The organism is Nocardioides sp. (assembly GCF_024509035.1).
Classification (GTDB): domain Bacteria; phylum Actinomycetota; class Actinomycetes; order Propionibacteriales; family Nocardioidaceae; genus Nocardioides.
Map to the genome: position 1 here is coordinate 1 of NZ_JANINT010000039.1, position 11,092 is coordinate 11,092.

At 70.9% G+C, this 11,092-nt stretch carries 8 protein-coding genes; 4 read left to right on the forward strand and 4 right to left on the reverse strand.

Features of this window, described 5'->3' with window-relative positions:
* On the forward strand, positions 1 to 1,699 hold a 1,699-nt coding region (locus Q0L15_RS03745; protein ID WP_296602347.1), incomplete at its 5' end, for an ELWxxDGT repeat protein.
* Entirely contained in the window at positions 1,696 to 2,733 is a 1,038-nt protein-coding gene (locus Q0L15_RS03750; RefSeq protein WP_296602348.1) for a TIGR03032 family protein, read from the forward strand. The genes Q0L15_RS03745 and Q0L15_RS03750, both read left to right, overlap by 4 nt.
* A 48-nt stretch (positions 2,734 to 2,781) precedes the next feature.
* On the opposite strand, the gene Q0L15_RS03755 is transcribed toward Q0L15_RS03750, so the two are convergent.
* The 4 genes from Q0L15_RS03755 to Q0L15_RS03770 all read right to left on the reverse strand — a co-directional run bounded on the left by Q0L15_RS03755 (position 2,782) and on the right by Q0L15_RS03770 (position 7,410).
* Entirely contained in the window at positions 2,782 to 3,525 is a 744-nt protein-coding gene (locus Q0L15_RS03755) for a succinate dehydrogenase/fumarate reductase iron-sulfur subunit (RefSeq protein WP_296602349.1), read from the reverse strand.
* Complete coding sequence (locus tag Q0L15_RS03760; protein WP_296602350.1) at positions 3,525 to 5,549, reverse strand: fumarate reductase/succinate dehydrogenase flavoprotein subunit; 2,025 nt, start codon at positions 5,547 to 5,549, stop codon at positions 3,525 to 3,527. The genes Q0L15_RS03755 and Q0L15_RS03760 overlap by 1 nt, the downstream gene beginning before the upstream one ends.
* Before the next feature lie 13 nt (positions 5,550 to 5,562).
* The gene (locus Q0L15_RS03765) at positions 5,563 to 6,261 is read right to left on the reverse strand and encodes a succinate dehydrogenase cytochrome b subunit (protein ID WP_296602351.1); all 699 of its coding nucleotides are present in this window, start codon (positions 6,259 to 6,261) and stop codon (positions 5,563 to 5,565) included.
* 63 nt (positions 6,262 to 6,324) lie between these two features.
* The gene (locus tag Q0L15_RS03770) at positions 6,325 to 7,410 is read right to left on the reverse strand and encodes a glycosyltransferase (protein WP_296602353.1); all 1,086 of its coding nucleotides are present in this window, start codon (positions 7,408 to 7,410) and stop codon (positions 6,325 to 6,327) included.
* 266 nt (positions 7,411 to 7,676) lie between these two features.
* Between Q0L15_RS03770 and Q0L15_RS03775 the strand changes: the two genes are divergently transcribed.
* Both Q0L15_RS03775 and scpA read left to right on the forward strand, forming a co-directional pair.
* Positions 7,677 to 9,392 (forward strand): methylmalonyl-CoA mutase family protein, encoded by a 1,716-nt coding sequence (locus Q0L15_RS03775; RefSeq protein WP_296602354.1) that lies wholly within the window; start codon positions 7,677 to 7,679, stop codon positions 9,390 to 9,392.
* On the forward strand, positions 9,389 to 11,092 hold a 1,704-nt coding region (gene scpA, locus Q0L15_RS03780), incomplete at its 3' end, for a methylmalonyl-CoA mutase (RefSeq protein WP_296602355.1). The genes Q0L15_RS03775 and scpA, both read left to right, overlap by 4 nt.

Below are 11,092 nucleotides of genomic sequence, written 5' to 3' on the forward strand. Positions count from 1 at the left end.
GGGCCAGGCGCTGGCGACCCCTGCAGGAGCCGCGGGCGCCCGCGAGGGCTGCGGCGCGAACGTGCCGACGCCGGGGAGCTCGCCGTCCGACATCGTCGCGGCAGGGGGCTCGGTGTTCTTCATGGCCGACGACGGCGTCCACGGCCGCGAGCTGTGGCGCTCCGACGGGACCACCGCCGGCACCGTGCTGGTCAAGGACATCGGCACCTCCGACGGCTACTACGACCAACCCTCCCAGCTCACCGCCGTCGGGGACACGCTGTTCTTCAGCGCCGACGACGGGAAGCACGGTCGCGAGCTGTGGCGGTCCGACGGGACCGCAGCCGGCACCGTCATGGTCAAGGACATCGGCCGTGAGGAGGACTCCGGGTACGGGTACGGCGGCGGACCGAGATCGCTCACGGCGGTCGGGGACACCCTCTTCTTCACCGCCGACGACGGGGTCCACGGCGCGGAGCTGTGGCGCTCCGACGGCACACGCGCCGGCACGGTCAGGCTCACCGACCTCCCTGCCGGGGGCTACTACGACAACGGCCCCACCAACCTCGCGGCCGCGGGGGACACGCTGTTCTTCGCCGCCGACGACGGGGTGCACGGCCGGGAGCTGTGGACCTCGGACGGCACCCGCGCAGGCACGGCGATGGTCAAGGAGATCCGACCCGGGGAGTACGGCGGCATGCCCAACGGCTTCGCCGTCCGCGGCAGCACGGTGTTCTTCACCGCCCGCGACGGCGTCCACGGGGCCGAGCTGTGGAGCTCCGACGGGACGGCCGCGGGCACGGCGCTGGTCAAGAACATCAACCCCGGCGCCGCCTCGGCACAGCCCAGCTACCTCACCGCGTCGGGCGGCCGCGTCTTCTTCACCGCGACCGATGGGACGCACGGTCGGGCCCTGTGGGCATCGGACGGCTCCGAGGCGGGCACGGTGCTGGTCAAGGACATCGACCCGGACAACGAGGACTCCGGCTACGGAGCCTCCGGTCTCACCGATGTCGGCGGGACGCTGTTCTTCCGCGCCGACGACGGCGCCCACGGGTACGAGCTGTGGAAGTCCGACGGGTCCGAGGCGGGCACGGTGCTCGTCAAGGACATCAACCCCGACGTCTACAACAGCTCGCCGTACTGGATCGTCGGCTCGGCCGGCACGGCGTTCTTCGTCGCGGGCGACGGGACGCACGGCCAGGAGCTGTGGAAGTCCGACGGCTCCGAGGCGGGGACCGCGATGGCTAAGGACATCCAGCCCTCGGGCTCGAGCTACCGCGGGGGAATGGGCTCACTCACCCCCGTCGGTGGGCGCGTGTTCTTCCGCGCGGACGACGGGGTCCACGGCAGCGAGCTCTGGGTGTCCGACGGCACCCCGGCCGGCACCGCGCTGGTCGCCGACGTCAACAGGGGCGGCGGGTTCGCGGTCAGCTCGAAGGGGAGGGCCGACACGACGGCGGGCACGCTGCGGGTCACGGTGACCGTGCAGGGGGCCGGCACCCTGCGCGTCGCGCCTGCTGCCGGATCCCCGCTCAAGCGGGCGCGGGTCGAGGTCGCACGGGCCGACGTGGTCACGGTGACCTTGAGGCCGACGGCGAGCGGTCTCCGCCAGCTGAGGAGGACCGGCGAGCTGCAGGTGCGCGCCCGCTTCACGTTCACGCCGTGCGGCGGCGCCGGCAGCAGCGTGGTCGGCCGGTACACGCTGAGGCTGCGGTGAGCGCAGCCGTCGACGCCACCGAGGTCCGGTTCCACCACAGCGCCTCCTTCGCGCGCGTCCTCCAGGACGCGGGCTGCTCGCTGCTGGTCTCGACCTACCAGGCCGGCCAGCTGATCGCCATCGGCGTCCACGAGGGGCGACCGACTTTCTCGTTCCGCCGGTTCGACCAGGCCATGGGCGTCGCGGTCGGCCCGGACCGGGTCGCGGTCGGAGGCAGGGGACAGGTCTGGTCGTTGCGGGAGCACTCCGACCTCGCACCGAGGATCGGGCCCGACGCTCGTCACGACCGCTGCTGGCTGCCGCGCACCTCGGTCGTGACCGGAGCGATCCAGTGCCACGAGGTCGTCTGGGGCACGGCCGCGGACGGGGCACCCGACCTGTGGGTCGTCAACACCCTGTTCTCCTGCCTCGCCGGCCTCGAGGCGGGCTACAGCTTCGTGCCGCGGTGGCGCCCGCCGTTCATCTCGCGCCTCGCCGCGGAGGACCGCTGCCACCTCAACGGCGTGGCCATGCGCGATGGGGCGCCGGCGTTCGTCACGGTGATGGCGCAGACCGACCAGCCGGCCGGCTGGCGCGCGGTGCGCAACGACAGCGGGGCGATCCTCGACGTCGCCTCGGGCGAGCCGGTGACCACCGGGTTGGCCATGCCGCACTCGCCGCGGTGGTACGACGGCAACCTGTTCGTGCTGAACTCCGGGCTGGGCCGCCTCGAGCGCGTCGACCTGGCGACCGGCCGCCGCGACGAGGTCGCGTCGGTGCCGGGCTATGCCCGGGGCCTCGCCCTCCACCGCGGCCTCGCGTTCGTGGGGCTGTCGAAGATCCGCGAGACGGCGATCTTCGGCGGTGCACCCATCGCGGCGCACCACGACCAGCTCCTGTGCGGGGTCGGCGTCCTCGACCTGGCCACCGGCGACACCGTGGCCACGCTGCAGTTCGACACCGGCGTCACCGAGATCTTCGACGTCCAGGCGGTTCCCGGCGCGCGCTGCCCCACCCTCGGGGGCGACGAGGAGATCTGGCTGCTGCCGGCCTGAAATGACGTTGACCCGCCCGAAAGTTTCGGGCGGGTCAACGTTGGAGGATCAGCGACCGTGCACGAGGGCGGTGCGCAGGTCCCGGTTGAGCTGGGAGATCACGTCGAGCGGGATCTCCTTGGGGCAGGCCGCGGTGCACTCACCGATGTTCGTGCAGCCGCCGAAGCCCTCGTGGTCGTGCTGGGCGACCATGTCGACCACCCGCGAGTGGCGCTCGGGCTGGCCCTGCGGCAGCTCACCGAGGTGGGTGATCTTCGCGCCGAGGAACAGCGAGGCCGAGCCGTTGGGGCAGGCCGCCACGCAGGCGCCGCAGCCGATGCAGGCGGCCGCGCTGAACGCGCGGACCGCGTCGTCGCGGGGGACCGGCACGGAGTGCGCCTCGGGCGCGGAGCCGGTGTTGACGGAGATGAAGCCGCCCGCCTGGATGATGCGGTCGAGGGCGCCGCGGTCGACGACCAGGTCCTTGAGGACCGGGAACGCGTCGGAGCGCCACGGCTCGACGACGATCTCGTCGCCGTCCTTGAACGAGCGCATGTGCAGCTGGCAGGTCGTCGTGACCTCCGGACCGTGCGCCTGGCCGTTGATCATCAGGCCGCACATGCCGCAGATGCCCTCGCGACAGTCGGAGTCGAAGGCGACAGGGTCCTCGCCCTGGGCGTTCAGCTGCTCGTTGAGGACGTCGAGCATCTCGAGGAACGACATGTCCTCGGAGACCTTGTCGACCTCGTAGGTGTGCATCGCGCCCGGGGACGCGGCGTCCGGCTGCCGCCAGATCTTCAGGGTCACCTTCATTACTTGTAGCTCCGCTGCTTCATCTCGATGGCCGTGTAGACGAGGTCTTCCTTGTGCAGGACGGGCTGTGCGCCGTCACCTCCGAACTCCCAGGCCGCGACGTACGCGAACTGGTCGTCGTGGCGCAGCGCCTCGCCGTCCTCGGTCTGCGACTCGGCGCGGAAGTGGCCGCCGCAGGACTCGCGGCGGTTGAGCGCGTCGATGCACATGAGCTCACCGAGCTCGAAGAAGTCGGCCACGCGGCCGGCCTTCTCCAGGGACTGGTTGAGGCTGTCCGCGGTGCCGAGCACCTTGACGTTGCGCCAGAAGTCCTCGCGCAGGCCGCGGATCAGGTCGATCGCCTTCTTCAACCCGTCCTCGGTGCGCTCCATGCCGCAGTACTCCCACATGATGTTGCCGAGCTCGCGGTGGTAGGAGTCGACGCTGCGGGTGCCGTTGGTGGACAGGAAGTGCTGGACGCGGTCCTCGACCGACTTCTTGGCCTCGGCGACCGCCGGGTGGCTCTCGTCGAGCGCGTCGAACGGGCCGTCGGCGAGGTACTCGCGGATGGTGTTCGGCAGCACGAAGTAGCCGTCGGCCAGGCCCTGCATCAGCGCCGAGGCACCCAGTCGGTTGGCGCCGTGGTCGGAGAAGTTGGCCTCGCCGGTGACGAACAGACCCGGGATCGAGGACTGCAGGTCGTAGTCGACCCACAGACCGCCCATCGTGTAGTGCACCGCGGGGTAGATCCGCATCGGCACCTCGTAGGGGTTCTCACCCGTGATCTGCTTGTACATGTCGAACAGGTTGCCGTACTTCTCACGGACGGCGTCCTCACCGAGGCGGGCGATCGAGTCGGCGAAGTCGAGGTAGACGCCACGCCGGACGCCGTCGACCTCCGGGCCCACGCCCCGGCCCTCGTCGCACACGTTCTTCGCACCGCGCGAGGCGATGTCGCGGGGGACCAGGTTGCCGAACGAGGGGTAGATCCGCTCCAGGTAGTAGTCGCGGTCCTGCTCGGGGATCTGGCGCGGGTCCTTGTCGCAGTCCGCCTTCTTCTTCGGCACCCAGATCCGGCCGTCGTTGCGCAGCGACTCCGACATCAGCGTCAGCTTCGACTGGTGCGAGCCCGAGACCGGGATGCAGGTCGGGTGGATCTGCGTGTAGCACGGGTTGGCGAAGTAGGCGCCCTTGCGGTGCGCCCGCCAGGTGGCCGTCACGTTGGAGCCCATGGCGTTGGTCGACAGGTAGAAGACGTTGCCGTAGCCACCGCTGGCGAGCACCACGACGTCCGCAAGGTGGGTCTCGATCTCACCGGTCACCATGTTGCGGGCGATGATGCCGCGAGCCCGACCGTCGGCGACGATCAGCTCGAGCATCTCGTGGCGGGTGTACTCGGTGACCGTGCCGGCGGCGACCTGACGCTCCATCGCCTGGTAGGCGCCGATCAGCAGCTGCTGACCCGTCTGGCCGCGGGCGTAGAACGTGCGGGACACCTGCACGCCGCCGAAGGAGCGGTTGTCGAGGAGGCCGCCGTACTCGCGCGCGAACGGGACGCCCTGCGCGACGCACTGGTCGATGATGTTCGCGCTGACCTCGGCCAGGCGGTAGACGTTCGACTCGCGGGAGCGGTAGTCGCCGCCCTTGACGGTGTCGTAGAAGAGACGGTGCGTGGAGTCGCCGTCCTCCTTGTAGTTCTTCGCGGCGTTGATGCCGCCCTGCGCGGCGATCGAGTGCGCGCGACGCGGGGAGTCCTGGTAGCAGAAGGACTTCACGTTGTAGCCGGCCTCGCCGAGCGTGGCCGCGGCCGCGCCGCCCGCCAGGCCGGTGCCCACGATGATGATCGAGAGCTTGCGCCGGTTGGCGGGGTTGACCAGCCGGTTCTCGAACTTGCGGGTGGTCCAGCGGTCCTTGATCGGACCGGTCGGGGTCCGCGGGTCGACCAGCGGTTCGCCCGGGACGTAGTAGCCCTGCGCGTCGTCGGAGACCTGCACCGGCGGCTCGTTGGTCGGGGTGCTGTGCGAGGGGTCGATGGGGGATGCCATGTGTCGCGACTCCTTAGTCGATGACGCCGAAGAGGACGAACAGGGGCACCAGCGAGAAGCCGCCTGCGATGACGATCGCGACCACCCAGCCGGCGACCTTGGCGCGCGTGCGCGCCGCGGCGGAGCTGGTCCACCCGAGCGTCTGGAGAGAGCTCCACGTGCCGTGGTGGAGGTGCAGGCCGAGCGCGGCCATCGCCACCAGGTAGAGGATCGTCATCCACCACTCCTGGAACGAGTCGACCAGGAGGTTGTAGGGGTCGTTGGTCGCGCCGCCGGCCGGGTTGATCTTCACGATCGTGAAGTGGAGCAGGTGCCACACGACGAAGAGGAGCAGCGTGATGCCGCCCCAGCGCATGGTCCGCGAGGAGAAGCTGGAGCCCAGGTTCTTCTTCGCCACGTACTTCGTGCTCCGCGCCGTGCCCGCCCGGTGCCACAGCGCCAGCGCGCTCGCGACGTGCGCGATGAGCGCCACGATCAGCCCGAGGCGGAGGATCCACAGCAGGCCCTCGCGGGGCAGGATCGGCTCGCCGAAGGTGCGCAGGTGCTCCGCATACGTGTTGTACGAGTCATGGCCTCCGAAGGCCTTGAGGTTGCCGTACATGTGCATGAGCACGAAGGCGATGAACAGGAGGCCGCTCACGGCCATGAGAATCTTCAGGGCGATCGTCGAGCGTGATGCTCGCGCACCCTTGACCAAGGTCGTCGTTGCCACGTTGCGACACGCTACCTGTGCTACTGGCCGGTAATGCCACCCGATCGTGTGACATAAGCCGGTTTAGGACGATTTCATGACCTTTGACCCCGCGGTCGGGACCGTCAGCGACGCGTCCAGCGAGCAGTAGTGGGCGCTGACGAGCTCGTCGACGGCGTCGCACCACGTGCGCTGCGTGAGCTCGCGGGCTCGGCCCCCGAGCAGCCCGCGGCGTCGGTCCGCGGCCACCGCGGCCACCGCCCGTGCGAGGGCGTGCTCGTCGGTGGGGTCGTAGAGCAGCCCCGTCTCCAGCGTGCGTACGACGTCGGGAGCGCCACCCGACCGGGGGGCGACCACCGGCACGCCGGCGGCGGCCGCCTCGCGCAGGGGGTGGCAGCAGGTCTCGTGCTCGCCGGGATGGACGAGCACGTCCAGGCTCGGCAGCACCGCGGTCAGGTCGCCGGTCGGCAGCTCACCGAGGAACGTGGCGTCGGGGAGCCGGGCCTCGAGCCACCCGCGCTGCGGACCGTCGCCGACGACCACCGGGCGGATGCCCGGCACCGTCGCGAGTGCCGCGAGCCGGCGGACGTCGTGGCGCTTGCGCAGGCTGCCGACGTAGCCGACCACCACGAGCGGGCCCGAGCGAGCCCGTGCTCGTGACCACCGGTCGTGGAGCCACTGGTCGCGCAGCGCAGGGGTGAACGCCGCGGTGTCCACACCCGGCGCCCACAGCTCGGCGGCGACGCCGAACTCCGCGACCCGGTCGACCATCCACCGCGACGTCACCAGCACCCGCTCGGCGCGCTCGGCCACCCGGCCCCTCCAGTAGTCCGCGGTCACGTCGAGCAGCGGCGACTGCTCGACGACCAGGCGCGGCACACCGAGCCGGCCCGCGTGCTTGAGCGCCTTGCGGCCGACGGCTCCGGGGGAGGTGACGTGCACGAGGTCGGGAGCGAACCGCTCGAGCGCCGACCGCACCTGCGGGCCGACCCGCTCGAGAGACCGGACGCGGACGACCTCGCTCGCGCCGTACGACGAGAGGCCGGGGCCGGGAGCGACGACCATCACCTGGTGGCCGGTCGCCACGAGCCGGTCGGCGACCGCCTTCACGGTCGTGGTCGTGCCGTCGACCGCGGGGAAGAACGTCTCGGTCACCAACGCGATCCGCATGCCGCCACCGTGACCCGGCGCGGTGTCCGCCCGACTGCCGAGAGGTGGACGTCGCGTGAACCCCCGCGCCCCGGGGCCGTCCGCCTCGACCCGCTGTCCATGACACCTCCCGAGCGTCTGGCTCCTTCGGTGGTGGGACGCCCGCAGCGCTCGCATGGTTGTCGCACCGACCTAGGGCCCGCGGGTGCGGGACCTAGGTCGTGACCTGGTCCGAAAACGTCACATCGCGTGGCCGGGTGGTGTGCGATCCGCCTATCGTGCAGGCCATGAGTGTCGATGGTGGAGTGGAAGGCGGGCTGGCAGAGCCTGCGAAGCTCGAGCCCGAGCAGGGGTCACTCGACCTCGCATCTCCCGAGGACAGCTGGACGATCGCGGACTGGGAGAAGGGCGCCGCGGCGGTCCTGCGCAAGGCACGCCGGTTGACCGACGAGGACCCCGACGACCTGGTCTGGACGAAGCTGACCCGCACGACGCTCGACGGCATCGGCGTCACGCCGCTCGGCACGCGCTCCCTGCTGGACGACGTGACGACCAGTGGCCGGCCCGTGCGTCAGGGCGACTGGGACGTCCGGTCCTACGTCGACGGCGCCGACGCCAAGCTCGCCAACGACGAGGCGCTCGAGGACCTCGAGGGCGGCGTCACCTCGCTGTGGCTCCGCGGGGGCGCCGACCTGGCGGTGGTCCTCCACGACGTGGAGCTCGACCTCGCGCCGGTCGTGCTCGACGGCGTCGAGCCCGCCGCGTTCCTGCAGTACGCCGAGGGCCGCGAGCTGCACCCCGGCACCAACCTGGGTGTGCCCGCCGCCGAGGCGACCGCGGAGACCGCGCGCCTGGCGCTGGACCGCGGCGTCCTCGGGTTCGTCGTCGACGCGACCTCGGTCCACGACCGTGGCGCCTCCGACGCCCAGGAGCTCGCCTGGTCGATGACCGCCGGCGTCGCCTACCTCCGGACGCTGAGCGAGGCCGGCATCCCGGTCGAGGACGCCGCCCGGCTGGTGGAGTTCCGCTACGCGGCCACCGACGAGCAGTTCCCGACGATCGCCAAGCTCCGTGCCGCCCGCCGGTTGTGGGCGCGCGTGCTCGAGCTCAGCGGGTCGCCCGACGTCCCCCAGCGCCAGCACGTGGTCACCAGTCGACCGATGATGACGCGCTTCGACCCCTACGTGAACATGCTCCGCACGACGGTCGCGGCGTTCGCCGCCGGTGTCGGTGGCGCCGACGCCGTCACCGTGCTGCCGTTCGACGGCCCGCTGGGCCGCCCCGAGCAGCTGGGCCGGCGGATCGCGCGCAACACCTCCCACCTGCTCATCGACGAGGCCCACGTGGCCCACGTCGTCGACCCGGCCGGTGGCGCGTACGCCGTCGAGAAGCTGACCGACGACCTCGCGCAGGTGGCCTGGGAGCTGTTCGGTCGGCTCGACGCCGGTGACTCCCTCGATGAGGCGATCGCGGCGACGGTCGCCAAGCGCGAGGTCGAGATCGCCCGGCGCAAGCGCCCGATCACCGGGCTCAGCGAGTTCCCGAACGCCGCGGAGGTGCTGCCCGAGCGGGCGGCCTGGGACGCCTGGGAGGGCGTGCGGCCCTACGGCGCCGCGTTCGAGGCGCTGCGCGACGCGCCCGTCGCCACGCCGGTGTTCCTGGCCACGCTCGGCCCCATCGCCGCCCACACCGCGCGCGCGACCTTCGCGACCAACCTGTTCGCGGCCGGAGGCATCCCGGTCGAGGTGGCCGGCGCCACGGCCGGGCCCGACGAGGTCGTCGCGGCCTACGGCGGCCAGCCGGTGGTGTGCCTCGCGGGCGCTGACCCGACGTACGCCGAGTGGGGCGCGGAGGCGGCCACCGCCCTGCGCGCCGCCGGCGCCCAGCACGTGATCATCGCGGGCAAGCCCACGGGCCCCGTCGCGGAGGCGGTCGACGACTCGTTCGCCTTGGGTGTCGACGCCTTGGACTTCCTGACCAGGACGAGGGAGAAGCTGTCGTGACCGTCCCGAAGACCTTCGCAGGCCTGCCGCTCGCTGGTGGCGCCGAGACCGGGCCCGGAGGCTCGGCCGGCAACACGTGGCTGGCGCCCGAGGGCATCGAGGTGAAGGGGCTCTACACGCCAGCCGACCTCGAGGGCCTCGACGCGCTCGACACACTGCCGGGCTTGAGCCCGTTCCTGCGCGGGCCGTACCCGACGATGTACACCACCCAGCCGTGGACGATCCGGCAGTACGCCGGGTTCTCGACCGCCGAGGAGTCCAACGCCTTCTACCGCCGCAACCTCGCGGCCGGCCAGAAGGGCCTCTCGGTCGCGTTCGACCTCGCGACCCACCGTGGCTACGACTCCGACCACCCGCGCGTGCGCGGCGACGTCGGCATGGCCGGCGTGGCGATCGACTCGATCTACGACATGCGCACGCTCTTCGACGGCATCCCGCTCGACGCGATGTCGGTCTCGATGACGATGAACGGCGCGGTGCTGCCGATCATGGCGCTCTACATCGCCGCTGCCGAGGAGCAGGGGGTGAAGCCGGAGCAGCTCGCGGGGACCATCCAGAACGACATCCTCAAGGAGTTCATGGTCCGCAACACCTACATCTATCCGCCCGAGCCCAGCATGCGGATCGTGGGCGACATCATCGAGTACACGGCCAGGCACATGCCGAAGTTCAACTCGATCTCGATCTCGGGCTACCACATGCAGGAGGCGGGCGCCAACCAGGCGTTGGAGCTGGCCTTCACGCTGGCGGACGGCCGCGAATACGTGAAGACGGCGATGGCCAAGGGCCTGGACGTCGACGAGTTCGCCGGGCGCCTGTCGTTCTTCTGGGCGATCGGGATGAACTTCTATCTCGAGATCGCCAAGATGCGCGCGGCGCGCCTCTTGTGGTGGCGCATCATGAAGGGCGTGGGTGCGAAGAACCCCAAGAGCCTGATGCTGCGCACGCACTGCCAGACCTCGGGCTGGTCGCTCACCGAGCAGGACCCGTACAACAACGTGGTGCGCACCACGATCGAGGCGATGGCCGCGGTGTTCGGCGGCACCCAGTCGCTGCACACCAACAGCTTCGACGAGGCGATCGCGCTGCCCACCGAGTTCTCGGCGCGCATCGCCCGCAACACGCAGCTGATCCTGCAGGAAGAGACCCACATCACCAACGTGATCGATCCCTGGGCCGGCAGCTACATGATGGAGAAGCTGACCCAGGACATGGCGGACGCCGCCTGGAAGATCATCGAGGAAGTCGAGGCCATGGGTGGCATGACGCGCGCCGTCGACTCCGGTTGGGCCAAGCTGAAGATCGAGGCGGCGGCCGCGGAGAAGCAGGCGCGCATCGACTCCGGCCGCGACGTGATCGTGGGCGTCAACAAGTACCGGTTGGCCGAGGAAGACGCGGTGGAAATCCGCGAGGTCGACAACATGGCGGTGCGCGAGCAGCAGATCGCGCGCCTGGGGCAGATCCGCGCGAAGCGCGATGGCGCGAAGGTGCAGGCGGCGCTGGAGGCCTTGACCACCGCGGCGCGCACGGGCCAGGGCAACCTGCTCGACCTGTCCATCCAGGCGGTGCGCCTGCGCGCCACCGTCGGTGAGGTGAGCGAGGCCCTGGAAAAAGTGTTCGGGCGCCACCGCGCCGATACGCAAAAGGTGACCGGCGTGTATGCAGCAGCTTACGACTCGGCCGAAGGCTGGGAGAAACTC

What these genes read in the sequence shown, in the direction of transcription:
- Q0L15_RS03760 (WP_296602350.1), bottom strand. Translation starts at nt 5,549, where the DNA reads ATGGCATCCCCCATCGACCCCTCGCACAGCACCCCGACCAACGAGCCG.
- Q0L15_RS03770 (WP_296602353.1), bottom strand. Translation starts at nt 7,410, where the DNA reads ATGCGGATCGCGTTGGTGACCGAGACGTTCTTCCCCGCGGTCGACGGC.
- Q0L15_RS03775 (WP_296602354.1), top strand. Translation starts at nt 7,677, where the DNA reads ATGAGTGTCGATGGTGGAGTGGAAGGCGGGCTGGCAGAGCCTGCGAAG.
- Q0L15_RS03755 (WP_296602349.1), bottom strand. Translation starts at nt 3,525, where the DNA reads ATGAAGGTGACCCTGAAGATCTGGCGGCAGCCGGACGCCGCGTCCCCG.